Here is a 25,051-nt window from a genome sequence, read left to right as displayed (position 1 = left end):
TGAGGGAGTCCCTATTATGGACGTGGACGGTTTGCGCGGTCAGCTGCATCTTCTGCTGCTTCACGCACGTCGCCAGCTGCGTTCTGGACTTTGCCTTCAACCTGGTTTGCCAGGCCTTTGGCTTGCTGTTCCTTGCTGTCCACCAGTTTGCCGGCGCCTTCTTGGATTTTGCCGCCAACTTCTTTCAGTTTGCCTTCGACTTGGTCTTTGTTCATGGTGATCTCCTTTGGTTGGCATGGCCGGTTGGCGATGCGATGAGTACAGATTAACGGAATGTGTCCGGCTCTTCTGTTAGCGCACGCACATAGTCATCCACATCGCCTCCGCGCCCCACTCACGCCGAATTGCGCGACATCTTGCTCCTCAGAATGCTATTGTTTTAACAACACCATTCACTTTCAAGTAAATACACACCATGCATCCCCACACGCCGCCCTCTTCCGACGCCATGGCGCCGGAAACGCCTCTCACCCAGCGCAAACTCGCGCGCCGCGTCACGCTCGTCAACGGTATCGGCGTCCTGTTCATCCTGGGACTGGCAGCGGTCGTGCTCGCTGCCGACGCGCTGCTGCTGATCTTTGCCTGCATCCTGTTTTCGATCCTGCTCTACAAACTAAGCGCGCTGCTGCATCAACGCACGGGGATCAAGCGCAATATCGCCCTGGTCATTGTCGTGCTGCTGCTCACTGCCATCTTTGGCCTGGGCGGCTGGGCGATGGCACCGCAGATTTCCGAGCAGTCAGGTCAGCTGGCCAAAGAGATCCCCGCGGCCGTCGAGCGCCTGCAAGCGGAAGTCGCGCAACACCCTCTGCTCAAGCGCCTCGTGGCCGAGCTGCCGCCGCCGGAAGACATCGTCAAGCAGATGGGTTCGCTCGTGCCGAATGCGGGCCTGTTCTTCAGTGGCGTCATCGGCGCGCTGGGCAATATTGTCATCATCATTTTCGTGGGCATTTATTTTGCCGCGTCACCCGGCGTGTATACGGGTGGCTTCATCCGCCTCGTGCCGCAGCAAAAACGCGGCCGTGCACGTGAGGTCATGCAGGAGATGGGCGACAACCTGTCCAGCTGGCTGCTGGGCAAGGCCGTATCGATGCTGATCGTGGGCGTCACCACGGCGATTGGTCTGAGCATACTCGGCGTACCCCTGGCGCTGATTCTGGGCGTGATCGCGGGCCTGCTCGACTTCATCCCCTACCTGGGTCCGATCATGGCGGGCATCCCGGCCGTCTTGCTGGCACTGTCGATCAGCCCCGACCTGGCCCTGTACGCACTGCTGCTGTTTGCAGCGATCAATATGCTCGAAGGTTATGTGTTGCAGCCGATGATCGAGGCGAAAGCCATCGAGTTGCCGCCCGCACTCGTGATTGTGATGCAACTGATCTTCGGCACGCTGTTCGGCTTCGCCGGCGTCGCGCTGGCCACGCCACTGGCGGCTGTGCTGTCCGTGCTGGTCAAGATGCTGTATATCGAAGACATATTGGGTGACAGACCCGCAGATAGACCCGGGGACAGTCCCGCGAAAGCGTCCTGATAAAAGCAAAGCCGCGCACTGCGCGGCTTTGTTGTTGGTGCTGCCGTACGAATCAGCAGCGATACATCAGCGGAAATGCATCAGCGATTGCCTTTTGCAATTTCCTTGACGTCGCCAACTTTCTTCTGAGCTTTACCTTCCGCCTGGTTCGACAAGCCTTCGCTCTGCTGCTGGCGGCTGCCAACGGCTTCGCCAACCTTCTGCTGCACCTTGCCGGCGACTTCCTTGGTCTTGCCCTTGACTTGATCCTTGTTCATTGCAATCTCCTTGCCCGTGACGTGGATGAGACTTCACACTAGGAGTAACTTTCGGTTAGTTCTGTGCGGCGCTTAACACATGGGTTTGCGCCAGACACTTGCCAGCCATGGTTGTTGTTCGCGCGGCAAACCGGGCGGCCGGTAATAGTGATGCAGTGCCACAAAGCCAGCCGCGAGCAGGAAGCGCTCCCAGCTGTCGTAGTCATGGTAGGTACCGTAGCGCTCGCCATTCCAGCCTTCCTGGTTCTCGCCACGCGGGTTCGACGTGAACAGCACCCCGCCCGGCTTGAGCGTACCGAACAGTTGATCGAGCGTGTGCGGCAACGCCGCGCTGGGGACGTGGAACAGCACCGCATTGGCAAAAATGCCATCAAACAGCGCGGGCGGCAAATCCAGGTGCAGGAAATCCTGCTGCCATACCTCGCAACCACTGTATTCGCGCGCCATGGCGACAAACCGTTCGCTGCCGTCCAGGCCGATGGCACGATGGCCGAGGCCGCTGAAGGTCTTGAGGTCGCGCCCAGGCCCACAGCCCAGGTCGAGGATCGTATGCGGCGCTGGTGTTGTGATCGCACCCAGCAAAGCGGCAATGTTTTGACTTACGTCATGGTCAATCGTACCGGCAAAAAAATCCTCGGCATGCTCGTTGTAGTGTTGGAGAGTACTGCGGGAGATATCGTCATGGTTCATGCGCACAGTATGCCAGTGGGCGCGCAGCTTGCGCCATGTGCACCCATGCAAAAAACATTAAAAATATTTCCTGGATTACCCTAAAGTTTCCACATACCCATCCGTAAATGATTGAGACAACCGGGAATCCGGCCTGAGAAACCATGCTTTGGTAACCTTATGAACGCAGATGATGTCCTGGCGATGTACGAAAACCTGGCTGGCCTGACGGGCCAGATGACGCATGCCGCCAAGGCGGGCGACTGGCACGAGTTTGCGCAATTGAATATGGAAGCACGGGCTCAGGCAGCCCCGGCAGTCGCTGGCATGCCGGAACTGACAGGTGCCAAACGCCTCAGCAAGGTCGACCTGTTGAAACAATTGATGGCCAACGACCGCGCTATTCGCGACGTGACCGATCCATGGGACGATCAAGTCGGTCGCGCCCTGCACGCACACTGATCCGCCATTGGCTCATCGATCAAGGCACCTTCAGGTGCTTTTTTTATGGGCAGGCAAAAGAAAGGTGTCCAACGGGCACAGGCAACAAAAAAGCGCCCGGCGGGCGCTTTGGTGGCCACGGGACTGGAAGCCGGGTGGCGAATTCGGTGAGAGGACGAACCCCAGCTATCTGCTGGCGTCGCCTCGTGCCGGTTGCTGCCGGCGTCCGTTGCCACTGTAGGCAAGCGAACTGCTTCCAGACACAGGCGTTTCCTCAACGGTCGTCTGCTGATCGCGCCACCTATCGTTGGTGACTGCGCCAGACCCTGTGCTGTCTGTGACCTTGTCGATCACGAAGCAATTATAGCGCAAAATCAAAGTTGTGTAGACATTTCATTGTGCGGCTCATCCAGCTGTGGTTCGACCGGCGCCGGCGCCTTCGTTTTACGCGCAAAACGCTGCCGCAGACGGGCCATCAGCGAAGCACGCGGCATGGGCTGGATCATCGGCGCTGCCCGCTTGCGGCGGCGCAGGACGAGCAGCGTGCCACCCACCAGCCCGAGGACGGCAACCACTGCCCCGGCGATCCAGCCCCACGGGGTGGACGTTTCCGGTTCCGGCGCAGGCCGCTTGCGGGATGGCCGTGGCGCGGCCCGCGGCGCGACCTTGTCCTGCACGACGGCGGACGGGCTGGCGCCCAGCGCCACCTGCAGCACACGCACCTTGTCTTCCAGCGTGCCGATCTGCTCGCGCAACTGGGCATTCTTGACGTCGAGTGCGGCGCACACGGTTGCGCTGTCAACCGAGGATGCCGGCGCGCAGATCGCGGCAGATGCAGGTGCAGGCAGAGCAACAGGCACTGGCAAAGGCAAAGGCAGCGGCTTGGACAATGGCGTCGGTGCTGGCGTGGCCGCAGCCGGTTCGGGCGCCGGCGCCACCTTCCCAGCGACGACCGGTGTCGCCGGTGTGACCGGATGCGGCGGCTTCGGCACCTTCACCGGCTTCGGTGGCCTTGGCTTGACCGCCATCGGCTTGGGCGCAGAAACGGGTGCAGCAGAAAGATCCGCCACGACCGGCGCCGGCGCCTTCGCGGGCATCGGCATCGGCGCCGGCGCCGGCGCCAGCACCGGTAATGGAACCGCAGCCGCCGGCGGATTCGGATTCGGCGCAATGAAGAGCGTCACGAGACGCACATCGCGCGTCCCACCATCGGCCAGGTCAAGGTACAAATGCAGGCGGCTTGATTCGACGGGCGCCGACGACGTCACGCGCAGGAACTGACGGCCATCGCGCTGACTCACACGCATGGCCAGCGTCGACAGCACGGCCGGCACGCCGATGTTCGCGCCCCGGTACACGTCCGGGTGCGCCAGGCGTGCCTGGACCGGGGTCGCGGGCGAGGCGAGCGCAGTCAGCTCGAGTTCCAGCGCAAGCGGCTGGCCGATATACGAACTGATGCGCGGCTCACCGAGCTCGGCTGCGCCGACGCCGCAGGAGAGCAAAGCACACATGATGAATACAGGGAGGCGGCTGGCCATAGCAACTAACAAAAGTGAAGCCCAAGCGTCATTAACGGACATTGGGATAAACTCTTTAATCCCAGCCTCTTGCATATCAGGACATGTCCATGGAAAACAGGATTGAGAAAGACAGCTTTGGTCCCATCGAAGTGCCGCAGAACAATTTGTGGGGTGCGCAGACCCAGCGTTCGCTTCACCACTTCCACATCTCGACCGAACGCATGGCGCCCGAACTGGTGGCCGCCCTCGCCCAGGTCAAGCGCGCCGCGGCCGCCGTCAACCGCTCGCTGGGCAAGCTGCCAGCCGACAAGGCCGACGCCATCATCCGCGCGGCCGATGAAGTGCTCGACGGGCGCCATCCGGGCGAATTCCCGCTGGCCGTGTGGCAGACCGGGTCGGGCACGCAAAGCAATATGAACATGAACGAAGTACTAGCCAACCGCGGCTCCGAGCTGCTCGGCGGCGAGCGCGGCGAAGCACGCCTGCTGCACCCGAACGACCACGTCAATATGGGCCAGTCGTCCAACGACATCTTCCCCACCGCAATGCACGTGGCTGCGGCCTGGGCACTGGCCAAAGAAGTGTTGCCTGCCCTGGCGCAATTGCGCGGCACACTGGTGCGCAAGTCGCGCGACTTCGAGCCGATCGTCAAAATCGGCCGCACCCACCTGCAGGATGCGACGCCGCTGACGCTCGGCCAGGAATTCTCCGGCTACGTCGCCCAGCTCGAATTTGCCGAAAGCGCGCTCAAGTCCACTTTGTCGGGCCTGCTGCAACTGGCGGCCGGCGGCACCGCCGTGGGCACGGGCCTGAATGCCCATCCCGATTTCGCACCGCGCATCGCAGCCGAACTCGGGTCGCGCACTGGCCTGTCGTTCAAGTCGGCGCCCAACAAATTCATGGCGCTCGCCGGGCACGATGCGATGGTGTCGGCCCATGGCGCGTTCAAGCTGCTGGCCACGGCACTGATGAAAATCGCCAACGACATCCGCTGGATGGCGTCCGGCCCCCGCTCGGGCCTGGGTGAAATCACCATTCCCGAGAATGAACCGGGCAGCTCGATCATGCCGGGCAAGGTCAATCCGACCCAGTGCGAAGCGTTGACGATGCTCTGCTGCCAAGTGTTCGGTAACGATGTCGCGATCACCGTCGGCGGCTCGCAGGGCAACTTCGAGCTCAATGTGTTCAAGCCGATGATCGCCCATAACTTCCTGCAAAGCGCGCGCCTGCTGGCCGACGGCATGCGCTCGTTCGATACGCACTGCGCCCAGGGCATCGAGCCGAACCTGGTCCGGATCGGCGAGCTGATGGAAAAATCGCTGATGCTGGTGACGGCACTGGCCCCGCACATCGGGTATGATCGCGCCGCGCAGATTGCCAAGACCGCATCGAAGGAAGGCCTGACCCTGCGCCAGGCCGCCCTGCAAAGCGGTTTTGTCGACGATCAGCAGTTTGACCAGTGGATCGTGCCGATCGATATGACGCGGCCCGATCCGGTCGAATAAACACCCAGTACCCGGGCGGCCGCATGCCCATCAGGCCGCCCTTTTCACACCCGAGGAAAACATGCAAAAAATCGAATTCGAGTTGACATCGGAATTTGTCGAAGTCAACCAGCTGCTCAAGCTGGCCGGCCTGGTCGACAGCGGCGGCGCCGGCAAGAACCTGGTCGCCAGCGGCGTGGTAAAAGTCGACGGCAAGCAGGAACTGCGCAAGACGGCCAAGATCCGTACCGGTCAGGTCGTCACGCTGGGCGACGTCGAAATCACCGTTCAATAAAAAATAGACAGAAAGACAGCTTGTTATGTTTGCGGCCTAACAAACAGAACCGGGCTTCCTTGTTTATATTTTAAGACGTTAATCAACGGCTTATAGGTGAAATCGATGGAAACCCCGGAAACCCGCGTCCAGTCGCAAGAGCAACTGATCGGTGACTTGCGCCTCGTGATCGAAAACGCGGAAGAACTGCTCAAGAATACGGACCAATACTCGAGCGAGCTGTATCAGAGCGCCCGGACCAAACTGTCGCTGGCGCTGGAAGCGGCCAATGAAGAGCTGTCGCGCTTTGAAGACGCCCAGCTCGAACGCATGATGGCCGCCACGCGCCTGGCCAACGAGCAGTTCGCGGACCGCTCGGGCGAATCGCGCATCCTGCGCGCGTTTCACTAAGCTATACACTAAGCCATAACGAAAAAACCCGGCATCGCGCCGGGTTGCTCATGCTTTCGTGTTGATCGAATTGCCCAGGTGCGCCGGCAGGTTCTGCGGCTGCGGGAGCGAGGCAATCATCTGCGCTGCCGACGACGCTTCGATGTCCATGGCGCGCTTGAGCATCGTCATGCCCACTTCCTGACGGATACCAGTTTCTGCCATGCTGGTCGCCAGTTTGGCAATATTCGTGACGTCCATATATTTCTCCAGAATGAGACTCGTCAGCCTTTAACGGCGCCGCCAGCCAGAACTTGAGGGTTGGCGCTCGCCCATTTACTCACCCAGGCCAGCACCGCGCCGATGTCGTTCAGGTCGAGCCAGGCCACGCCGGCGCGCAGCGTCGCGGGACGGGGCACGTCCGACACCACCGCCACGATCGTCGCATCGTCGATGTACAACGCCGGCTTGTCCAGCGCCGGGCGATGCACTTCCAGCTTCGGCAGCGACTCCCACTTGTAGCCTTCCACCAGCGTCAGGTCGGCGGGTGACAGGCGCGTCAGCAGCTCGGCCAGCGGCGGCTCGGGGGCAGCGCGCAGCTCACGCATGATGGCGATCCGGTACGGCGAGGCGATCATGACCTCAGCCGCCCCGGCCAGGCGCAGGCGCGCACTGTCCTTGCGCGGCGGCTCGAGCTCGATATCGTGGTGGCTGTGCTTGACGATATTGACGCGCAGGCCGGCACTGGACAGCCCGGCGACGAGATGCTCGAGCAGCGTCGTCTTGCCGCTACCCGACCAGCCGACCACCGCCAGCACGGGGCCGGACACGCGCGGTTCCAATTCAGTAGGCAGCACGGTAGCGGGTTCCACGGTAATTCATCACGGCGGCCTTGGGCGTGAGCCGCTCGAGCACGAGACCCGGCGCGACTTCCTCGCCCTCGCGGCGCAGCATCTTGTCGACCAGCAGCAGGCTCTCGCCAGGTGTCGGCGAGTAGATGTAGCCGCCAAACGCGACCTTGGGGATTTCGCGCTGGAGGGTATCTGGCAACTGCTGCAGGGTGCGCAGCTGGTCGTCGCCGACTGGTTGCGCGGCCACGGTGGCGGGTGCAGGCGCGGCCTCGCGCTGCTGCGGTGACGGCTGTGGTGATGATGACGCTGTCGACACGACCGGCGCCGGCGCCGGCTTCACACGTACTGGCCGGGCTTCGGGCACCGGTGCAGGTGCAGGCTGAGCAACCGGGGCGGGTGCGGGTAGCACAGCAGCGGGCGGTGCAGGCGTCGCTACCGGGGCGGTCGCCGGCACAGTCGCCGGCGCAGTCGCCGCCACAGCTGCAGGCGGCGTCACGGCTGCCAGCCGCACCGGCGCCTCGCCCGCAAAACGCGGCCACAGCAGCGCCACTGCCGCCGCGACCACGACGATGCCCACGCCAAGTGCCAGGTAGCGCCACTGCGCGCCCTGCCCTGCACGCGGCGCGGCGTACGACGGCGCCGGTGCGTGGATAGTCGGGGCGTTGCCCAGCTGGCGTTCGGCTTGCGCCTTCTTGAGTGCTTCGAGAATGTACGACATATCAGCTTCCCGTCCCGCCAGTGGCCAGCAAACGGGGCTCGGCCACGTTCGACAACTGGTTCAGACGCATATAAGTGCGCGGCCCGGCCACGCCATCGGCCTTCAGGTCTTGCGCGGCCTGGAAGGCGCGCAGCCACTCCTTGGTGCGCGCGTCGAGCGGCGCATCGAGCGCCGGCGCCGTGGCACTGTGCAGGCCTGCAAGTCGTTGGGCGATCCAGTCGACGTCCGGCCCGCGGTCGCCCTGAGCGACGACATCGCGAAACGCCGCCGGCATGCGCCAGAAGGTGGTGAATTCGCCACCGAAGCGCGCGACGAAGGCCGCGATGTCGACGCGCTCGCGCCGGTCGCCCTGCGCCAGCGTGACACTGCGTTCGTCCAGCCCGACCAGCACCGCATAGCCGGTCCGCCGCCCGTCGTGCAGCGTGACCACCGCCGGCCGGTCGAGCAGGCGCAGCTCATACAGGCCGCCCCGCCCAGCATGGCAGCGCAGGTTGGCGTGCAGCGCAGCCTCGCACATGGATTTCGGATCGGCGCCGGCCAGGTTGGCGAATGACGGCCCCCACAGCGCCGCCAGTGCGCCCAGCGCCGCGGTCTCGTTCTCGAGCGTCGGCAGCGGCGCGCCCGGTGCAGCTGCAGCGACGGCGACAGGTTTGGGCGTACTCGGTGCACTAGACGCAACCGAAGCAACCGGCGCCGGCTTGACCGTCGCAACACCGGCCGCCGCCGGCCGCGCCGCATGCTGCGGCAGCATCTGCCACGCCGCCGCGCCCAGCGCCACGCAGGCCAGCGCGCCGCCGGCCAGCAACGGCCAGCGCCGCGGTGCACGGCGCGCGGCCGGATCGTCGGCGAAGACTTCGGCGGCCGCCCGGCGCAGGATGGCGCGCGTGACCTGCGGACTGTTTTCCACGTAGGCGCCCAGCAGCGCGCGGTCGCACAGCAGGTTGATCCGGCGCGGCACGCCATGCGCCAGGCGGTGCACCAGCGGCGTCAGTGCGGGCGGGAATGGCACGCCGACCGCGCCGGCCACGGCCAGTCGGTGCGCGATATAGGCGCCCGTCTCGGCTTCGCCCAGTGGTCCCAGGTGGTAGCGTGCGATCACGCGCTGGGCCAGTTGTTCGAGTTCGGGACGCGCGAGCATCGTGCGCAGTTCGGGCTGGCCGATCAGGATGATCTGCAGCAGCTTGCGCTCGCTGGTTTCGAGATTGGTCAGCAGGCGCAGCTGCTCGAGCACGTCGCTCGACAGATTCTGCGCCTCGTCGATCACCAGCACGTTGTTCAGGCCCTGCGCGTGCGACGCCAGCAGGTAGCGGTTGATCGCATCCACATAGCCCTTCACGCCCGCGCCAGCGGCAGCCGGCGCCACCTCGATATGCAGCTCGTCGCACACGGTCTGCAGCAGCTCCTGCGCCGTCAGGCGCGGATTGAAGATGTAGGCCAGGCGGCAGTTCGCGGGCACCTGCTCGATGAAGCAGCGGCAGACCGTGGTCTTGCCGGCGCCAATCTCGCCGGTGAGCAGCACGAAGCCGCCGCCGCTGCCGATCCCGTACAACAGGTGCGCCAGCGCTTCGCGATGCCGTTCGCTCATGAACAGGTAGCGCGGATCGGGGGCGATCGAAAATGGCGAGTGCGAGAGCTGGAAATAGTGGTTGTACATGAATGACTAACGGATGCTCTGCGGGGTGCTCTGCGGGCCGCTCAGCGGCTTGAACTTGGCGCAGTATATTTTGCTTTTGTCGTTCGCGTAAGCGATCGTGCTGCCGGGGATCGACTTGCGCAACGGGTAGCGCGAGCCATCGGCCGCGCGAAACGGCGTACCGACCGCCGCGCGCACCGATTTTTCCAGTTCGTCGGGCTTGGCCTCGAGGATTGCGGCCACGAACACCACGGCGCTCGTGTCGTCGCTGACCATCACTTGTTCCACCTTTGAACCCCACAGCGACGCCTCGGTGCGGAACCAGTAGGCCCCGCCCTCGCGCTTGTAGGCCGGGCCGAAGGATTCGGTGAGATAGGCGTGGAAGTAGGCGTTATCGAGCTGGCTGCGGCACAGGAGCGCGCTGCCGATCACCGGCCCGAACGTCGATGGCGCCGCGCCCGCCCCCGTTGCGGCGCAGGCCAGCACGAGGCCGGCGAGCAGCGGCAGACCGCGCTTGAGAAGCGTAGTGGTACGGCAGGCAACAACCGGGCGGATCATGGCGATACTCTCCTTCAGCGGCGCCCATTATGACACTGCGTGGCGCCCGGGCAGCCAAGTGCCGGATCACGCCGGCGCACGCGCCGCTGCCGCTGCTACTGCGGTGGCCGCGGCCAGCACCGCCTCGACGTCGTCCGGCAAGGCTGGCTTCAGCAGGTGGCGATCAAAACCCGCTGCGCGCGAGCGGGCGCGGTCTTCCTCGGTGCCCCAGCCGGTCAGCGCCACCAGCATGACGCCGTCGAGCGCGGGCAGCTGGCGCAGGCGGCGCGCCGCTTCATAGCCGTCCATGAGCGGCATGCCGATATCGAGAAACACGAGGTCAGGCTGGAAGCGCGCGGCTTCTTCCACCGCTGCCGCGCCGTCGTGCACGACGCGCACCGTGTGGCCGGCAATCTCGAGCAGCGCCGCCAGCGTGGCGGCGGCGTCGACGTTGTCGTCCGCGACCAGCACCTGCAATGCGACGCCTTGCCCGCCACGCTGCGCGCCGGCCGGCGCAGGCGCCGGCGAAGCGGCGAGCGCCGCCGTCATCAACGGCAGGCGCACGGCAAAGCTGCTGCCCAGGCCCACGCCGGCGCTCTGCGCGCTGACCGCGCCGCCATGCAGTTCGACCAGGCGCCGCACCAGCGAGAGCCCGATCCCCAGTCCGCCGTTGGCGCGCTCGATGCTGCGCGCCACCTGGGTAAACATCTCGAAAACGGCCGCCAGCATGTCGGCCGCGATGCCCACGCCGTTATCGCGCACCGTCACCACCGCCTCGTCACCCTCGATGCGCGCCGTCAGCACGATACGCCCGCCGTGCGGCGTGTACTTGGCCGCATTCGACAACAGGTTGCTCACCACCTGGCTGATGCGCACGGGATCGACGTCGACCGGCACCGGCAGCAGCGGCAGATCGACCGACAACGCATGACCGGCAGCGTCGATCAGCGGTTTGCTGGTTTCGATGGCCGTTGCGATCACGTCGCGCAAATCGACCGGCTGCATCTGCAGCACCAGCTTGCCGCTCGAGACGCGCGCGATGTCGAGCAGGTCGTTGATCAGGTGGACCATGTGCCCGACCTGGCGCTCCATCATCGCGCGCACGCCGCCCAGCCGCAAGGCGCTGCCCGGCTTGTCCGCGCCCATGCGCATGATTTCGAGACCGTTGCGAATCGGCGCCAGCGGGTTGCGCAGCTCGTGCGCCAGTGTGGCGAGGAATTCGGACTTGCGGCGGTCGGCGTCGTGCAGCGCTTCCGTGGCGCGCACCCGTTCGATGTGCGCCCAGCAGCGCTCGACCACCGCCTCGACCAGCGCCACCTCGCCCGCCGTCCAGACGCGCGGTGTGCGCTGGTGCACCGCCATCATCGCCGCCAGCCTGCCGCCCTTGACCAGCGGGCAGCAGATGATGGCCCGCACATCGATCTGGGTGAACATCGCGGCGCCGTCTTCGTCCGTCAGTTCGCGCTCGACGTCGTGGATCAGCAGCGTGCGGCCTTCGCGCATGTCGGCGCGGGCGCGCGAGCCGAACAGATCGAGCGAATACACGCCCACGGTGCTGACCGCGCCCGGCGTCACCCAGTCGTGGCGGATCGTGAAGCGGTCGTTGTCCGCCTCGACGTCCGCATAGGCCACCCGCGTGACGTCCAGGTATTGGCCCAGCAGGCGCGTGGCCTCGCCCATGATCGTCTTCGGATCGTGCGCGACGCGCGTGGCTTCGCCGATCGCGTCGAGCATGCGCAGGCGCTCTTCAACCTGGCGCCGCTCGGTGATGTCGCTGCCGGTGGCGGCCACGAACAGCAAAGCCCCGTCGTCGCCCATGACCGGCGCGATGACGAGATCGATGAAGCGCTCGCCGCCGCCCGCCACGAAGTACGGCAGCTCGCAGCGCACACGCTCGCCGCCCGCGGCCAGCGCGACACAGGCCGCAATCTCGGCCGCCACCTTGGGCGAGCCGCTCCACCAGCCGCAGGCCTGGAACGGGCGCCCCAGCACGTCGCCGCGCGCGTAGCCGCCGGCGTCGAGGGCCACGCGATTGGCTTCGATCAGCGTGCCGCCCGGTGTCATCAGGATGCCAAAGTGCGTGCCCTGCTCGAAGAACGTACGGAACTTGGCATTCGCTTCGGCTGCGACCATGGCTTCGCTTGCGGTGGCGCGCACGCTCGCTTCGAACAGCTTGCGGCTGGTGATGTCGAGCGTAGTGCCAACCAGGCGTTCCGGGGCGCCCGCAGCATCGCGCAGCAGGCGCCCGCTGGCCGCGATCCAGCGTTCGCGGCCATCGATGGCGCTCACCGTGCGGTATTCGTCGCGGTAGTGGCCATCACCCGGCGCGGCCAGCAGGGCCGCCACCTTGGCCACGACGCGCTCGCGGTCATCCGGATGGAACGCGGCGTCGATCAGCGTGTGGGTCACCGGCCCGTCGGGCGGCACGCCGAAATGCGTGCGCGCGTGCGTGTTCCAGACGATGTCGCAGTGGGTCAGCGAATGGTCGAACAGGCCAAATTCGCCGGCATCGGCCGCAATGCGCAGCTTTTCATTGGTGGTTTCCAGCTCGTGCAGCGCGTGGTCGCGCTGTTGCGCGGCCAGTACCTCGGCCGTAGTTTCGGCGCACATGCAGCACACGCCTGCCACCTGCCCCGCTTCGTCGCGCAGCGCGATAGTCGAGAAGGTGGCGTAGATCTGCTCCGGATAGCCGTTGCGGTGCACGATGAAGCCATGGTCTTCTGCGTGCACCGGATTGCCCTGCAGCGTGGCGGACAGCATCGGGCGGACCTCTTCCCAGACATCGGCCCAGACCTCGGCAAACGGCTGGCCGAACGTCTGTTCGGGATGCGCGCCGCGCGCGCCCAGCACGACGCGATAGGCATCGTTGTAGAGCAGGTGCAGCGCCGGCCCCCAGGCCACGTACATAGGTTGGCGCGCACCAAGCATCAGGCTCACTGCGGTGCGCAGTGGTTGCGGCCAGGCTGCCAGCGGGCCGAGTGGATGGTGCGCCCAGTCGAGGGCGCGCAGCAGTGCGCCCATGTCCCCGCCACCTGTGGCAAACGCCAGGTTCGACGGCGGGAGGTGCGGGGGCAAGAGGTCGGGCATCGGGGTTATTCACTCGGGATATTCCATGAACGATACCACTTTGCCGACCTGGCCAGTGCCCTTTTTCCTGCAGGCAAATATGCCATCGAGCGACCAAGCTGCACGGAATACCAATTGCGATACCAATTCGCTCACCGGCCTTGATACTTACCTCCCTACAGCAGAGCGATACCGAACTAGGAGCCCCAAATAATCAATACCAGTTAAATACCTGTTGACATGCCAGAATGCCCTGCCTATAGTGCGATGACCCTTTTCCCGGCACTCATTGCACACCATGATCCACTATCTCATTGGCGTTGACGGCGGCGGCACCAATACCCGCGTGCGCCTGGCCGGCCGCGACGGCGCCGTGCTCGCAACCGGCAGCAGCGGCGCATCCGGCCTGCGCCACGGCATCGACAAGGCCTGGAGCGCGGTGCTTGCCGCCACCAGCCAGGCCTTCGCCGCAATCGGCATCGACACCGTTCCCATGCCCGCCTGCGCGATCGGCCTGGGCATGGCCGGTGTCCACAACAAGGAATGGGCGGCCGCCTTCCGCGCCGCCGATCCGGGCTTTGGCGCCCTTGTGCTCGACACCGACGGCTTCACGACGCTGATGGGCGCCCATGGCGGGCAGCCGGGCGCGATCGTCGCCATCGGCACCGGCAGCGTCGGCGAAGCCCTGCGGCCAGATGGCACGCGCGTCGAAGTCGGCGGCTGGGGCTTTCCTGCCGGCGACGAAGCAGGCGGCGCCTGGATGGGCCTGCGCGCGATCGGCCACATCCAGCAAGTGCTCGACGGCCGCGCCGAAGGCGGCGCCTTTGCCGACGCCGTGATTGGCGCCTGCGGCGGCGCGCGCGATCCGATTCAGGTCTGGCTCGGCCACGCCACGCAGACCGATTACGCAGGCCTGGCGCGCTTTGTCGTGGCGCACGGCGCTACCGATCCCGTGGCCGCCGGGATCCTGACACAGGCGGGCGCAGAAGCCGCCCGCATCGCGCGCGCGCTCGACCCGTCGGGCAGCTTGCCGCTGGCGCTGTGCGGCGGCCTGGGCGACACGCTGCGCGCCTACCTGCCAGCCGAAACGCTGGCACGCTGCAGTGCCCCGCATGGCGACTCCGCCGCCGGCGCGCTGCGCATGATCGAACTGCATCTGAAGGACGCCAACACATGACCGACGACACTCGCCGCCCCATCAAGGGCAACATCCTCACACCGGCCGGCTGGGTGCACGGCGCGCTGCGCTTCGGCGCGCGCGTCGACGGCATCGACGGCCGCCGGGTCGACCCGGCCAACAACGACGACGTCTATATCGTGCCGGGCTTTATCGACGTGCACGTGCACGGCGGCGCGGGCCGCGACATGATGGAAGGCGGCGACGCCCCGCACGTGATCGCCGCGCTGCACGCGAAGCACGGCACCACCAGCCTGCTCGCCACGACCATGACTGCCCCCGTCGAAGACATCGACCGGGCCTTGAGCGCCATCGGCGCGGCCTGCGCGGCGCGCGGCAAGGGCGAGGCGCGCATTCTTGGCGTGCACCTGGAAGGCCCGTACATCAACTCTGGCAAACTCGGTGCCCAGCCACCGTTTGCGCGCGAAGCGCACCTCGATGAAGTCATGCGCTTTCACGCACTGGCGCCGATGAAGCTGATCACCGTGGCGCCCGAGATCGACGGCCACATGGCCCTCGTGCGGCAGTTGACGAAGGCCGGCATCCGGGTCCAGATCGGCCACACGAACGGCGATTACGACGTCGGCGTGGCAGCCCTTGCCCACGGCGCGGCCGGCTTCACGCACCTGTTCAACGCCATGCCCGGCCTGCACCACCGCGACCCCGGCATGGTCGGCGCCGCGCTCGCGCACGCCGAATATGCCGAGATCATTCCCGACCTGCTGCACGTGCACCCGGGCGCGATCCGCACTGCCCTGCGCTGCATCCCCAAGCTGTTCTGCGTGACCGATTCGACAGCCGCCGCCGGCATGCCCGATGGCGAGTACATGCTGGGCCGCCAGGTGGTCCACAAATGCATGGGCGGCGTGCGCCTGGCCGACGGCACGCTGGCCGGCAGCACGCTGACGATGGACCAGGCGCTGCGCAACCTGGTGGGCATGGGGCTGTCGATCGAAGACGCCAGCCAGCGCGTCTCGACCCACGCCGCCGACTACCTCGGCGAAACCCGGCGCGGCCGCCTGGCGCCTGGTTGTCACGCCGACTTCGTGGTCCTGGACCGCGCCCTGAACATCAAAGCTGTCTATATCGAAGGAGAATGCCTGTGAATGCCACGCCCGCCACTGCTGACGGTCACCAATCGCTGATGCTGCAAGAGGCCCTGTCGTCGGGCGACTGCATCGCCCACGCCTTGACGCAGGATGCCGACCGCTACGCCGCGCTGGGCGAACAGCTCCGTGCGACACAGTTGCACAGCGCCGTGACGGTGGCGCGCGGCAGCTCGGATCACGCGTCGGGCTACCTGGCCTACCTGATCATGTCGCGCATGGGCCGCCTGGTAACGTCGCTGCCGATGTCGCTCATCACGCTGTACAAGTCGCCGATCATCGCGCGAGACACGCTGGCCATCGCCATTTCGCAATCGGGCCAGAGTCCCGACGTGGTCGAACCGATGCAGTACTTCCGCGCTGGCGGGGCCGTCACGGTGGCGCTGGTGAACGACGCCGCTTCGCCGCTGGCCGAGGCTGCCGAATGGACGATGCCGCTCCATGCCGGCAAGGAGCACAGCGTGGCCGCGACCAAGAGCTTCATCGCCAGCCTGGTGGCCGGCGCGCGCCTGGTCGCCGACTGGCAGAACGACCCAGAACTCAAGGACGGCATCGCCGCCCTGCCCGATGCGCTGCGCGCCGCCCGCAGTTTCGGCCAGGACGGCGACTGGTCGGCCGCCATCGACGTGCTGGCGCCGGCGCGCAACATCATGGTGGTGGGCCGTGGCATCAGCTTCCCATTGGCGCTCGAAGCGGCGCTCAAGTTCAAGGAAACCTCGGCGCTGCAGGCCGAAGCGTTTTCGGGTGCCGAGATCAAGCACGGCCCGATGGCGCTGATCGAAGACGGCTATCCGCTGCTGATCTTCGCGACGCGCGGTCCGACCCAGGCCAGCCTGGTGGCGCTGGCCGACGACATGCGTGCACGGGGCGCACGCGTCCTGCTCGCCGCGCCGGCCGATATTGCCAGCCGCGACCTGACGCTGCCCACCGCTGCCATCCCCGACCTCGATCCGATCGTCGCGGCGCAGGCGTTTTATACAATGGCGGCCACACTGTCGGCGGCGCGCGGCATGAATGCCGACCAGCCGCGCCACCTGAGCAAAGTCACGAAGACGAACTAACCGCCTGAATCTCGACCATGAACGACTACCTCGACCTGGCCGGCCAACTGGTGATGGTGCGCCTGTTCGGCACCGAACTCGATGCCGAGACCGACGCCTTCCTGCGTACCTACCGTATCCGCGGCGCCTGCCTGTTCCGCCAGAACATGCGCGACGCGCCGCAACTGACCCGCTTCACGGGCGCGCTGCGTGATGCGATCGGGCCGCAAGCGCTGATCGCCCTTGACCAGGAAGGCGGCGCCGTCGTGCGTTCGACCTGGGTGCCGGCCCCGCCCAGCGCGATGGCGCTCGGCGCAGCCAATGATCCGGACCTGGCGCGCGAGGTCGGCGCGGCCGTGGCGCGCGCGGTGCGCGCGCTGGGCTTCAACTGGAACTTCGCGCCGGTGCTCGACCTGAACAACAACCCGCGCAACCCGGTGATTGCCGAGCGCTCGTTCGGCGCCGATCCCGAGCAGGCAACGCGCATCGCGCTGGCCTGGATGGAAGGCAGCGAGCGCGAAGGCGTGGCCTGCTGCGTCAAGCACTTCCCCGGCCATGGCGACACGCACGTCGATTCGCACCGCGACCTGCCGTACGTCGACAAATCGCGCGCCGACCTCGAACAGTTCGAATTCGCCCCGTTCCGGATTGCTGCGCCCCATGCACCGGCCATGATGACGGCCCACATCGTCTATCCGGCGCTGGACCCCGTCAATCCGGCTACCATGTCGCATGCGATCCTCACCGGCGTGCTGCGCGAGCAGTTCGGCTACGACGGCGTGATCATCACGGACGGCATGGACATGCATGCGATTGCCCACCGCTATGGCGTCGGCCAGGCGGCTGTGAATGCGCTGGTGGCCGGCGCCGACATGGTCATGGCGATCGGCACGCGCGCTACGCAGATCGAGACCGTGCAAGCGATTGCCGCGGCGATCCGCGACGGCGTGCTGCCGCTAGCGGCCGTGCAGGCCCGCCTGGCGCGCCTTGGCAAGCTGGCCGATGCACACCCGGCCGGCGCGGTTGCGTACGCAGCTGAACCGGATGACTGCGCTCTGATGGCGCGCGCCTGGCGCGCAGGCCTGACGGCATTGCGCTCGCCCCAGCGCCCTGAGCGCGGTGCGCGCGTGCGCCTGGTCGCACGCGCCGACGTCGTCAGCGATGGCGTGTCAGAAGCCGGCGTGCCGGCAGCCAGCATCGCGGCCGCGTTGTCGCAACTGTACGACGTCGTCCTGGTGACCTTCGCTGACAGCGAGACCTTCGACTGGGCCGCGCTGCCGGCCGATGGCCGCTTCACGATCCTGGCCTCGACCGCGCGCCGCCGCTACGGGCCGCAAGCCTGCGCGACCTGGCGACCCGATTTACATCTGGCGCTGTGGAATCCATACCAGGCGCTCGACTTTCCCGGCCCTGCACTGCTCACCTATGGCTTCGCGCCGCCGGCGCTGGCTGCGGCCGTGGCCTGGCTGGCCGGCGAGATCGACGCGCCAGGGGTCTGCCCGGTACCGGGTTTTGACGGGCCGTGACAGCGGCAAAGTAACGCGATGTAACGACACGGGCGCGGCGGTGCGTGCTGCGGCACAATTGCCAATCCAGAAAAAGCTGGATATATGGGACAATACTTTTTTGTCCGAGCTTGGCATTCTTGCTATATTGCCAAACGCACATTTCGTATATTTTTTGTCTAGATAGAAGGATAACCAATGTCCCAATTCCGTCTCGCCCGCCTCTGCCTGATGCTGGCCGCCGTCGGCCTGAACTCCGCTGCCGTGATTCCTGCCGTCAACGCACAGGACAAGCCTGCCGCTGCCGCCGCTGCTGCGCCGAAGGACACCGTCCGCCCAGAGCTGTTCAAGCTGCTCGACCCGGCGCAGATCAAGCCGCTGATGGATGCAAAGAATTACGCCGAAATCCAGAGCCGCGTGACGCAGGCCGAAGCCTTCCCGAACCGCACGCCGTACGAAGACTATGTCGTCAACCGCATGAAGCTGTCGCTGGGTTCGGCAACGAATGACAACGCCATCTCGATCCCGGCCCTCGAAGCCGTCATCGCATCGGGCCGCCTGGCGCCGAACGAGCAGGCCGACTTCATCCAGGCCCTGGCCAATATGCACTACAACGCCAAGGATTACCCGAAGGCGATCGAGTGGTTCAAGCGCTACCAGAAAGAAAGCCCGACGCCTGAAAAAGTCGCCGCGCCACTGACCCGCGCCTACTACCTGGGCGGCGATTACGCCAGCGCCAAGACGGCACTGCTGCCGGCGATCGAAGCCACCGAAAAAGCCGGCCAGAAGCCAAGCGAAGAAGACCTGCGCCTCCTGGCCTCGTCGGCCAACAAGGTCAAGGACGATGCCGGCTACCTGGTCGCACTGGAAAAGCTGGTCGCCCACTACCCGAGCGACGACTTCTGGACCGACCTGCTCAACCGCGGCGTGGCACGCAAGTCGGGCTTCGATGCGCAGACCAATATGATCAACGTGTATCGCCTGGAATCCGCTGCCGTCAAGCAGATGGCGGCCGAGGAATACGTCGACCTGGCCGAGCTGTCGCTGCGTGACGGTTTCCCGACCGAAGCGAAGAAAACGATGGATGCCGGTTACGCTGCCGGCGTGCTGGGCAAAGGCAGCAATGCCAAAACCCACAGCGCACTGCGCGACAAGGCCAACAAGGGCGCGGCGGACGATGCCAAGAACATCGCTGCCGGCGAAGCAGGCGCGGCCAAGGCCAAGACCGGCGCCGGCCTCGTCAACCTGGGTTGGGCGTACGCGACCATGGACCAGGGCGACAAGGGCGTCGGCTTCATCCAGCAAGGTATCGCCAAGGGTGGCCTGAAGAACGCCGAAGAAGCCAAGCTGCGCCTCGGCATGGCACAAGTCCGCGCTGGCAAAAAAGCCGAAGCAATCTCGACCTTCCAAACGGTCAAGGGCGGCGGCGGTGCCGGCGACCTGGCCAAGTACTGGCTGGTGCTGCTGCAGCAGCAGAAGTAAGACTGCTGCTGCAGCAGCAGAAGTAAGACTGCTGCTGTGGATGGACCCGTGAAAGCGGGCCGGGCCCTGGGCCTGGCCCGCTTTTTTCATGCATTGCCATGGCGCGCTCATGCTCGTGTGAACCTTTGCCATCGGCCACAACCATTTTGAGGATGAATTGATAAATCGATGCAACTGGATCTATGGCGTCGCGTTTGCCATGCTGTCGACAGCAGCCTTTGCGCAAAGTCCGCGATGCACAAACGATGGCTCCTCGTTTGACTCACTACGATGCGAGGAGGACAAGCTCAAGGAAACAGAGCAAAATCTGAATTCGGCATACACGCAACTGCTTGCCAACCTCGAGGGCTCGAAGGCTCGAGCGGGATTGATTAAAGCGCAGCGTGAATGGATCAAGTTCCGGGATCTGGACTGCAATGCCAAATACGAGTTACGACCCGGAGCAAGCCTGCAATCATGGTACAGAATGAACTGCCGCCGTGAACATGCGACACAGCGTGCAGCACAATTAAGAACCTGGAACTCGGACTGATCATTGTCGCCGAATCACATTCTCCGCGAAACGATGCGAGTAACGACTGCCGTGGCCCTATCTGGCGAGGCCGTTGGGTAAGCGCCGACGGCGGGATGCGTACATGATTCCGAGGCCGGCTATCAGGGTTGCCAAGGATGCAGGTTCTGGAACCTCGGTTGCAGAGAGGACGAGATTGTCTATTGCGAATTCCGGAAAGTCTTGTCCGCCCGTGATGGTTAATGACGAAATATTGACGAAGTCCTGGAAATTAAAGTTTGAAAATGTTTCAGCCAGACTTTCTTCCAGGAAGATCGTGTTCGTGATGACACCGTTGATTCCCATTGCAGTAAGGGTCATACTCAAAGGCCGACCGTTTCCGGTAAATGTCTTGGCAACGTCCAGCGAGGTAAAGGAAAACAAGCCTTTGTTCTCGCGGTCGATCGTGACACTACTTTCATTGAACGCATAAAGTGCAGTCGTCCCATTTGAAGCACACGCTGGACTGCACATCCCCAAATTACCAGCAGGATCATCGATAAGATAAAAGCCGAAATCACTGATCGGTGAATACGTCACCCTGAACCCGTCCTCGAGAAAGCTGTAATTCGAGTAACCGTAACCACCGTCCTCAGACTCAAAACCAATCGTTGCCGCTGCTGCGGAGCTTGTTAAGAAGGCAGCCGTGATGGCCAGCATTGCTTTTCGGATCATCGTTATTTTCTCGCAAAATGAAACCATGAACAAACGGGATGGGGATGAAGGTATTGCGCTGAAAAAAGCCTGACAGTGAATAGCATCACCAAACTATATTTAACTCTTTCGTCTGACTCAGAACTCACGCCTAAAATCTTATACTAATAATTTTTATAAAAATGTACTGGTGTGTATAAGGATGTATTAGAAATATCAATATGCTACATTCATAATTGAATATTAGAAATATATTTATTTTGAGCGCAAGATAAATGAAAAACTCTGTGCTGTCGTTACCGTATACGCCGCCCAGTTTTAACTCACGCCTTGATATGTGCGTCCAGCCCAAATACGCCAGGCACAACATCGTCAGCCAGCACATGGCGGTCCGGATAATCTCCGCCGTTCTGCGTCCGGAAGGCAATCGGTGCCGAATCAAACAAATCCTGAAGCCGCGTTTGCCAATCGGACTCGATCAGGGCCATGCGCCCGGCGTCGATGCGCACCGCGTCGTAGACCGCAAACGTTGGCAACACCTGCATGCCGGGAAAGAACAGGCTGCCGTGCGTGATGGGAAAGAGCAGTTGCTCAAGCGGGCCATTGATGCCGCGGGGCCCGTAATCGATTGCCGGTCCGCCGACGGTGACGGCCAGCATGGCGCGCTTGCCGGCCAGGCCGCCTTCACCGTAGCGATAGGTGTTGCCTGCGCCCTGGTAACCATAGGCCAGGCCGAATGCCCAGACCCTGTCGATCCAGCCCTTCATGATTGCGGGCATGCCGAACCACCAGAGCGGAAACAGCAGGATGACGGCATCGGCAGCGGCCAGCTTCGCTTGCTCTCGTTCGACATCCGGCGTCTGGCTGCCGGTGGCGTAGGCATGACCTGATTCGTCAATGAATGCCAGGCGCTCCGGGTTGGCGCGGATTAAAAAATCGTCCTGGTCAAACACCGCCTTCCACCCTATTCCGTACAAGTCGGACTGCGTGACGGTATGTCCCTGCGCTTCCATGGTGTGAATGGCGACCTGGACAAGGTGACGCGTGGCCGAGGTCGGTTCCGGGTGTGCATGGACGAGCAGCACGTTCTTGCTGGTGGTCGAGGGCATATGAGCGCTTCCTATGAGAATGTGGAGAGCTCGCCAGTGTGATCAGTCCCCAGGTATCCGTGAAATCACATCATTTTTGGCCTATCATCCATCGGATGAATACCAAGACCACGAGCAATACCACGCCCGATCTCAATCTCCTGATCACGCTCGAAGCGCTGCTGATCGAGCAGAATGTCACGCGAGCTGCCCAGCGTTTGCACCTGAGCCAACCGGCGGTCAGTGCGCAGTTGCGCCGACTGCGCACGCTGTTCGACGATCCGCTGTTGATTCCACTGCAACGCGGTATGGCGCCCACCAGCAAGGCGCTGGAATTGCTCGAACCGCTGCGCCGCTCGCTGGATCAGCTTCGCGCGACGGTGGCCGAGCACCATCGATTCGACCCGGAAGCCACCGCGCTCGACGTCAACATCGCCTGCACGGATTACGTGCAGGCAGCACTCGCGCAGCCGTTCGTGTTGATGCTGCGTCAGCGCTTTCCGGGCGTGCGCGTCGCCCTGCACCACCTCGATCCGAACGCGCTGGAAGCCAGGATGGCCAAGGGCGACATCGATCTTGCGTTGATGACGCCGGGCGAGGAGCAAGGCCGCCTGCGCAGCCGGCATCTGTTCGACGAGCATTACGTACTGATCGGCAGGCGCGGCCATCCGGCGTTGTGTCCCGGAATCTCCGCCGCGCAATTCTGCGCGCTCGAGCATGTCATTGTGTCGCTTGATGGCGGAGCGTTCTCGACGCCTCTGGATATCGGGCTGGCCGCGCTTGGCCATCAGCGCAAGGTGGTGTTGTCGGCGTCGTCATTCCTGTTCGTGCCTGGCATCGTCGCGCAATCGGACCTTGTGGCCCTGGTACCGGCACGCCTGGTGCGCGATGGCGCAGCGCTGCTTGACGTCGTCGATTGCGCTTTTCCCGTGCCCGGCTTTTCAGTCAGCATGTTGTGGCACGAGCGCCATCATGGTCATCCTGCGCAACGTTGGCTGCGTGCCATGATTGCGGAATTTGCCGGGCGACTATAAGCGGGCACATCGTGCGGTTCGGACGCAAACTTGATTCGTCCAGCGATTCTGTGTGCGCGTCCGAACATAGCCTTTGACCGGTCGCCACGATAATGACCCCATTCACATGGGAGAACTTATGACGACGGTACGCAAGGGCCAGGCGCCCGCCAAACTGGGGCGCAACGAATTTCACCTGCAATTCCGTCGCACCTTCCAGGACCCCGGTTACGACGCGCTGGAAAACGAGCTGGCTGCCATCGAGGCGGTGGCCTGGGACGCCTACCAGGACGGTCGCAAGGCGCCTCGTACGGTCAAGGCCGGCCCTGGCTTTGCCGATCCCGACTACGACCTGTCGATCGACTGGAAAGCCGCGCGTGACCGCCTGCTCGAGGCTGAACAGCACCAGAAGAACCCGGACACCAAAAGCCGCATCCTGATCATCAATGCCTCGGCCCGCAACGACGGCTCCTGCCCCGGCGAAATCTCGAAAAGCTGGCGCATGTCCGAGATGGCGCGCGAGATCATCGAGGCCGATGGCATCGAGGCCGATATCCTCGACCTCAGCCTGATCAACTCCGACTACGACCGCCACATCCATCCGTGCAAGGGTTGCGTGTCGACCGCGATGCCGCTGTGCCACTGGCCATGCAGCTGCTACCCGAACCACGCCGAACGGCAGGTCAATGACTGGATGAACGAGATCTACGAGCGCTGGGTGCTGGCGCACGGCGTCATCATCATCACGCCGGTCTACTGGTACCAGACGCCGGGCGTGCTCAAGCAGATGATCGACCGCCTGGTCTGCGCTGACGGCGGCAATCCCGATCCCTCCTCGACCCAGGGCAAGAAGGCCGAGATCGCCAAGCAGATCGAACGCGATGGCTGGGAATATCCAAAGCACCTGGCCGGCCGTGCATTCGGCCTCATCGTGCATGGCGACGTGGCCGGCATCGAGGGCGTGCGCCGCTCACTGTCGGACTGGCTGGAATGGATGGGCTTGATCAGTTCGGGCAGCTTCGGCCAGCTCAACCGCTTCATCGGCTACTACGAATCGTATGCGGACAGCCACGAGACGTTCGACGCCGACCACGCGGTGCAGGAAGAAGCCCGCAACGTCGCGCGCGCCGTGGCGATTGCCGTGGGCGAAGTGCGCGCCGGCCGCGTCGCCGTGGCCAGCCAGAATCTCAAGCAGCCCCGCCCCAAGTAAGACCGGGGCTGGCGAACCTAGATGGCGGTATAACCGCCGTCGATGACCATCTCATGGCCATTGACGTACGAAGCCATGTCCGAGCAAAGCCACAGGGCAGCTTGCGCGATTTCACCGGCTTCGGCGAAGCGGCCCATTGGATGGGCTGCCTTGAGCTTTTTCTCGATGCCCGGATCACGCTCGATCGCGCGCGCCAGCATCGGCGTCTTCACCGCTGCCGGGCACAGCACGTTGATGCGCACGCCCTCGCGTGCGTACTCGGCGGCAGCGCTCTTGGTCAGGCCCACCACGGCATGCTTGCTGGCGCCGTAGACTGCATGGTTCGGGCTGCCCACCAGGCCGGCCACGCCCGCCATGTTGACGATCGCCCCGCCCCCCTGCGCCAGCATCCGGCGCAATTGGTATTTCATGCACAGCCAGACGCCCTTGACGTTGACGTTCATGATACGGTCGAACTGCTCGTCGTCGGTGTCGGCCAGCGGATGGTGCTCTTCGTCCACCGCGGCATTATTGACGGCAATGTCCAGGCGACCGTAGTAATTGATCGTCTTTTCCACGAGCGCTTCGACCTCAAGCGCGCGCGTGACATTGCACTGCACGAACAGTGCCTTGCCGCCGTTTTCCACGATCATGCCCGCCGTCGCGTGGCCACCCTCGATCGAGATGTCGGCCACGACCACACAGGCGCCGGCGCGGCCAAACGCCAGGGCAATGGCGCGACCGATGCCGCTGGCCGCGCCAGTGACCAGGACCACCTTGCCGGTGAACGACATGCCGCCTGCTGCCGGCAATTTGCTGATGCCTTTCATGATACTCCCTGGGTGATACGATGATTCCGAAGGGAAACATTTTAAC

At 64.2% G+C, this 25,051-nt stretch carries 26 protein-coding genes; 13 read left to right on the top strand and 13 right to left on the bottom strand.

Going from position 1 to position 25,051, the window contains the following annotated elements; all coding sequences use genetic code 11:
• Window positions 1–14: 14 nt before the first annotated feature.
• Window positions 15–215 carry a CsbD family protein gene (locus tag HD842_RS01505; RefSeq protein WP_183550021.1) on the bottom strand — a complete coding sequence of 67 codons (201 nt, stop codon included), beginning with the start codon at window positions 213–215 and terminating at the stop codon, window positions 15–17.
• Between the two features lie 200 nt (window positions 216–415).
• Here HD842_RS01505 and HD842_RS01500 point away from each other — a divergent pair, with 200 nt between their 5' ends.
• Window positions 416–1,531, top strand: coding sequence for an AI-2E family transporter (locus tag HD842_RS01500; protein WP_229424545.1), 1,116 nt, complete (start codon window positions 416–418; stop codon window positions 1,529–1,531).
• An 80-nt stretch (window positions 1,532–1,611) separates the two neighbouring features.
• Here HD842_RS01500 and HD842_RS01495 read toward each other — a convergent pair whose 3' ends face one another.
• Complete coding sequence (locus tag HD842_RS01495) at window positions 1,612–1,788, bottom strand: CsbD family protein (protein ID WP_183550018.1); 177 nt, start codon at window positions 1,786–1,788, stop codon at window positions 1,612–1,614.
• A gap of 72 nt (window positions 1,789–1,860) precedes the next feature.
• Window positions 1,861–2,478, bottom strand: coding sequence for a class I SAM-dependent methyltransferase (locus tag HD842_RS01490; RefSeq protein WP_183550015.1), 618 nt, complete (start codon window positions 2,476–2,478; stop codon window positions 1,861–1,863).
• A 159-nt stretch (window positions 2,479–2,637) separates the two neighbouring features.
• On the opposite strand from HD842_RS01490, the gene HD842_RS01485 reads away from it, so the two are divergent.
• Window positions 2,638–2,919 carry a flagellar protein FliT gene (locus tag HD842_RS01485; protein WP_183550013.1) on the top strand — a complete coding sequence of 94 codons (282 nt, stop codon included), beginning with the start codon at window positions 2,638–2,640 and terminating at the stop codon, window positions 2,917–2,919.
• A 353-nt stretch (window positions 2,920–3,272) separates the two neighbouring features.
• Here HD842_RS01485 and HD842_RS01480 read toward each other — a convergent pair whose 3' ends face one another.
• On the bottom strand, window positions 3,273–4,409 hold the full coding sequence (locus tag HD842_RS01480) for a hypothetical protein (protein ID WP_183550010.1): 1,137 nt from the start codon (window positions 4,407–4,409) through the stop codon (window positions 3,273–3,275).
• Window positions 4,410–4,525: 116 nt separating this feature from the next.
• On the opposite strand from HD842_RS01480, the gene fumC reads away from it, so the two are divergent.
• The 3 genes from fumC (at window position 4,526) to HD842_RS01465 (ending at window position 6,587) form a co-directional block, all read left to right on the top strand.
• Window positions 4,526–5,923 carry a class II fumarate hydratase gene (gene fumC / locus HD842_RS01475; protein WP_183550007.1) on the top strand — a complete coding sequence of 466 codons (1,398 nt, stop codon included), beginning with the start codon at window positions 4,526–4,528 and terminating at the stop codon, window positions 5,921–5,923.
• A gap of 61 nt (window positions 5,924–5,984) precedes the next feature.
• Window positions 5,985–6,197 carry an RNA-binding S4 domain-containing protein gene (locus HD842_RS01470; RefSeq protein ID WP_183550004.1) on the top strand — a complete coding sequence of 71 codons (213 nt, stop codon included), beginning with the start codon at window positions 5,985–5,987 and terminating at the stop codon, window positions 6,195–6,197.
• A gap of 105 nt (window positions 6,198–6,302) precedes the next feature.
• Complete coding sequence (locus tag HD842_RS01465) at window positions 6,303–6,587, top strand: DUF883 domain-containing protein (RefSeq protein ID WP_183550001.1); 285 nt, start codon at window positions 6,303–6,305, stop codon at window positions 6,585–6,587.
• 48 nt (window positions 6,588–6,635) lie between these two features.
• Here HD842_RS01465 and HD842_RS01460 read toward each other — a convergent pair whose 3' ends face one another.
• The 6 genes from HD842_RS01460 to HD842_RS01435 form a co-directional block, all read right to left on the bottom strand.
• Complete coding sequence (locus HD842_RS01460; protein ID WP_183549996.1) at window positions 6,636–6,827, bottom strand: YjfB family protein; 192 nt, start codon at window positions 6,825–6,827, stop codon at window positions 6,636–6,638.
• A 23-nt stretch (window positions 6,828–6,850) separates the two neighbouring features.
• Window positions 6,851–7,438 (bottom strand): molybdopterin-guanine dinucleotide biosynthesis protein B, encoded by a 588-nt coding sequence (gene mobB / locus HD842_RS01455; protein ID WP_370660772.1) that lies wholly within the window; start codon window positions 7,436–7,438, stop codon window positions 6,851–6,853.
• On the bottom strand, window positions 7,410–8,135 hold the full coding sequence (locus HD842_RS01450; RefSeq protein ID WP_183549992.1) for a general secretion pathway protein GspB: 726 nt from the start codon (window positions 8,133–8,135) through the stop codon (window positions 7,410–7,412). The genes mobB and HD842_RS01450 overlap by 29 nt, the downstream gene beginning before the upstream one ends.
• Before the next feature lies 1 nt (window position 8,136).
• Entirely contained in the window at window positions 8,137–9,789 is a 1,653-nt protein-coding gene (locus HD842_RS01445) for an ExeA family protein (RefSeq protein ID WP_183549989.1), read from the bottom strand.
• A gap of 6 nt (window positions 9,790–9,795) precedes the next feature.
• Window positions 9,796–10,326: a hypothetical protein gene (locus tag HD842_RS01440; RefSeq protein WP_183549986.1), complete on the bottom strand. Its 531-nt coding sequence runs from the start codon at window positions 10,324–10,326 to the stop codon at window positions 9,796–9,798.
• Between the two features lie 66 nt (window positions 10,327–10,392).
• Window positions 10,393–13,392, bottom strand: coding sequence for a hybrid sensor histidine kinase/response regulator (locus tag HD842_RS01435; RefSeq protein WP_183549983.1), 3,000 nt, complete (start codon window positions 13,390–13,392; stop codon window positions 10,393–10,395).
• 277 nt (window positions 13,393–13,669) lie between these two features.
• Between HD842_RS01435 and HD842_RS01430 the strand changes: the two genes are divergently transcribed.
• The 6 genes from HD842_RS01430 to HD842_RS24425 all read left to right on the top strand — a co-directional run bounded on the left by HD842_RS01430 (window position 13,670) and on the right by HD842_RS24425 (window position 20,213).
• Window positions 13,670–14,548 carry a BadF/BadG/BcrA/BcrD ATPase family protein gene (locus HD842_RS01430; protein ID WP_183549980.1) on the top strand — a complete coding sequence of 293 codons (879 nt, stop codon included), beginning with the start codon at window positions 13,670–13,672 and terminating at the stop codon, window positions 14,546–14,548.
• On the top strand, window positions 14,545–15,654 hold the full coding sequence (nagA, locus tag HD842_RS01425) for an N-acetylglucosamine-6-phosphate deacetylase (protein ID WP_183549977.1): 1,110 nt from the start codon (window positions 14,545–14,547) through the stop codon (window positions 15,652–15,654). Before HD842_RS01430 ends, nagA begins: the two co-directional genes overlap by 4 nt.
• 38 nt (window positions 15,655–15,692) lie before the next feature.
• Window positions 15,693–16,715, top strand: coding sequence for an SIS domain-containing protein (locus HD842_RS01420; protein WP_183553481.1), 1,023 nt, complete (start codon window positions 15,693–15,695; stop codon window positions 16,713–16,715).
• A 17-nt stretch (window positions 16,716–16,732) separates the two neighbouring features.
• Complete coding sequence (gene nagZ, locus HD842_RS01415; protein WP_183549974.1) at window positions 16,733–18,220, top strand: beta-N-acetylhexosaminidase; 1,488 nt, start codon at window positions 16,733–16,735, stop codon at window positions 18,218–18,220.
• Window positions 18,221–18,397: 177 nt separating this feature from the next.
• The gene (locus HD842_RS01410; RefSeq protein ID WP_183549971.1) at window positions 18,398–19,681 is read left to right on the top strand and encodes a tetratricopeptide repeat protein; all 1,284 of its coding nucleotides are present in this window, start codon (window positions 18,398–18,400) and stop codon (window positions 19,679–19,681) included.
• 199 nt (window positions 19,682–19,880) lie between these two features.
• On the top strand, window positions 19,881–20,213 hold the full coding sequence (locus HD842_RS24425) for a lysozyme inhibitor LprI family protein (RefSeq protein ID WP_183549968.1): 333 nt from the start codon (window positions 19,881–19,883) through the stop codon (window positions 20,211–20,213).
• A 57-nt stretch (window positions 20,214–20,270) separates the two neighbouring features.
• On the opposite strand, the gene HD842_RS01400 is transcribed toward HD842_RS24425, so the two are convergent.
• Window positions 20,271–20,906, bottom strand: a complete 636-nt coding sequence (locus HD842_RS01400) for a PEP-CTERM sorting domain-containing protein (RefSeq protein ID WP_221290056.1) — start codon at window positions 20,904–20,906, stop codon at window positions 20,271–20,273.
• Window positions 20,907–21,208: 302 nt separating this feature from the next.
• On the bottom strand, window positions 21,209–21,994 hold the full coding sequence (locus HD842_RS01395; protein WP_183549961.1) for an NAD(P)H-dependent oxidoreductase: 786 nt from the start codon (window positions 21,992–21,994) through the stop codon (window positions 21,209–21,211).
• Between the two features lie 95 nt (window positions 21,995–22,089).
• Between HD842_RS01395 and HD842_RS01390 the strand changes: the two genes are divergently transcribed.
• Together HD842_RS01390 and HD842_RS01385 are read left to right on the top strand one after the other, a co-directional pair.
• On the top strand, window positions 22,090–23,007 hold the full coding sequence (locus tag HD842_RS01390; protein ID WP_183549958.1) for a LysR family transcriptional regulator: 918 nt from the start codon (window positions 22,090–22,092) through the stop codon (window positions 23,005–23,007).
• A gap of 118 nt (window positions 23,008–23,125) precedes the next feature.
• Entirely contained in the window at window positions 23,126–24,196 is a 1,071-nt protein-coding gene (locus HD842_RS01385; RefSeq protein ID WP_183549955.1) for a flavodoxin family protein, read from the top strand.
• A 17-nt stretch (window positions 24,197–24,213) separates the two neighbouring features.
• On the opposite strand, the gene HD842_RS01380 is transcribed toward HD842_RS01385, so the two are convergent.
• Window positions 24,214–25,005, bottom strand: a complete 792-nt coding sequence (locus tag HD842_RS01380) for an SDR family oxidoreductase (protein ID WP_221290054.1) — start codon at window positions 25,003–25,005, stop codon at window positions 24,214–24,216.
• Window positions 25,006–25,051: the final 46 nt, after the last annotated feature.

This window comes from Massilia aurea (assembly GCF_014200505.1).
GTDB classification, from domain to species: domain Bacteria; phylum Pseudomonadota; class Gammaproteobacteria; order Burkholderiales; family Burkholderiaceae_D; genus Telluria; species Telluria aurea_B.
This window is presented reverse-complemented; position numbering and strand designations above follow the sequence as displayed.

What these genes read in the sequence shown, in the direction of transcription:
- HD842_RS01505 (WP_183550021.1), bottom strand. Translation starts at nt 215, where the DNA reads ATGAACAAAGACCAAGTCGAAGGCAAACTGAAAGAAGTTGGCGGCAAA.
- HD842_RS01500 (WP_229424545.1), top strand. Translation starts at nt 416, where the DNA reads ATGCATCCCCACACGCCGCCCTCTTCCGACGCCATGGCGCCGGAAACG.
- HD842_RS01495 (WP_183550018.1), bottom strand. Translation starts at nt 1,788, where the DNA reads ATGAACAAGGATCAAGTCAAGGGCAAGACCAAGGAAGTCGCCGGCAAG.
- HD842_RS01490 (WP_183550015.1), bottom strand. Translation starts at nt 2,478, where the DNA reads ATGAACCATGACGATATCTCCCGCAGTACTCTCCAACACTACAACGAG.
- HD842_RS01485 (WP_183550013.1), top strand. Translation starts at nt 2,638, where the DNA reads ATGAACGCAGATGATGTCCTGGCGATGTACGAAAACCTGGCTGGCCTG.
- HD842_RS01480 (WP_183550010.1), bottom strand. Translation starts at nt 4,409, where the DNA reads ATGTGTGCTTTGCTCTCCTGCGGCGTCGGCGCAGCCGAGCTCGGTGAG.
- fumC (WP_183550007.1), top strand. Translation starts at nt 4,526, where the DNA reads ATGGAAAACAGGATTGAGAAAGACAGCTTTGGTCCCATCGAAGTGCCG.
- HD842_RS01470 (WP_183550004.1), top strand. Translation starts at nt 5,985, where the DNA reads ATGCAAAAAATCGAATTCGAGTTGACATCGGAATTTGTCGAAGTCAAC.
- HD842_RS01465 (WP_183550001.1), top strand. Translation starts at nt 6,303, where the DNA reads ATGGAAACCCCGGAAACCCGCGTCCAGTCGCAAGAGCAACTGATCGGT.
- HD842_RS01460 (WP_183549996.1), bottom strand. Translation starts at nt 6,827, where the DNA reads ATGGACGTCACGAATATTGCCAAACTGGCGACCAGCATGGCAGAAACT.
- HD842_RS01450 (WP_183549992.1), bottom strand. Translation starts at nt 8,135, where the DNA reads ATGTCGTACATTCTCGAAGCACTCAAGAAGGCGCAAGCCGAACGCCAG.
- HD842_RS01445 (WP_183549989.1), bottom strand. Translation starts at nt 9,789, where the DNA reads ATGTACAACCACTATTTCCAGCTCTCGCACTCGCCATTTTCGATCGCC.
- HD842_RS01440 (WP_183549986.1), bottom strand. Translation starts at nt 10,326, where the DNA reads ATGATCCGCCCGGTTGTTGCCTGCCGTACCACTACGCTTCTCAAGCGC.
- HD842_RS01435 (WP_183549983.1), bottom strand. Translation starts at nt 13,392, where the DNA reads ATGCCCGACCTCTTGCCCCCGCACCTCCCGCCGTCGAACCTGGCGTTT.
- HD842_RS01430 (WP_183549980.1), top strand. Translation starts at nt 13,670, where the DNA reads ATGATCCACTATCTCATTGGCGTTGACGGCGGCGGCACCAATACCCGC.
- nagA (WP_183549977.1), top strand. Translation starts at nt 14,545, where the DNA reads ATGACCGACGACACTCGCCGCCCCATCAAGGGCAACATCCTCACACCG.
- HD842_RS01420 (WP_183553481.1), top strand. Translation starts at nt 15,693, where the DNA reads ATGCTGCAAGAGGCCCTGTCGTCGGGCGACTGCATCGCCCACGCCTTG.
- nagZ (WP_183549974.1), top strand. Translation starts at nt 16,733, where the DNA reads ATGAACGACTACCTCGACCTGGCCGGCCAACTGGTGATGGTGCGCCTG.
- HD842_RS01410 (WP_183549971.1), top strand. Translation starts at nt 18,398, where the DNA reads ATGTCCCAATTCCGTCTCGCCCGCCTCTGCCTGATGCTGGCCGCCGTC.
- HD842_RS24425 (WP_183549968.1), top strand. Translation starts at nt 19,881, where the DNA reads ATGCTGTCGACAGCAGCCTTTGCGCAAAGTCCGCGATGCACAAACGAT.
- HD842_RS01400 (WP_221290056.1), bottom strand. Translation starts at nt 20,906, where the DNA reads ATGATCCGAAAAGCAATGCTGGCCATCACGGCTGCCTTCTTAACAAGC.
- HD842_RS01395 (WP_183549961.1), bottom strand. Translation starts at nt 21,994, where the DNA reads ATGCCCTCGACCACCAGCAAGAACGTGCTGCTCGTCCATGCACACCCG.
- HD842_RS01390 (WP_183549958.1), top strand. Translation starts at nt 22,090, where the DNA reads ATGAATACCAAGACCACGAGCAATACCACGCCCGATCTCAATCTCCTG.
- HD842_RS01385 (WP_183549955.1), top strand. Translation starts at nt 23,126, where the DNA reads ATGACGACGGTACGCAAGGGCCAGGCGCCCGCCAAACTGGGGCGCAAC.
- HD842_RS01380 (WP_221290054.1), bottom strand. Translation starts at nt 25,005, where the DNA reads ATGAAAGGCATCAGCAAATTGCCGGCAGCAGGCGGCATGTCGTTCACC.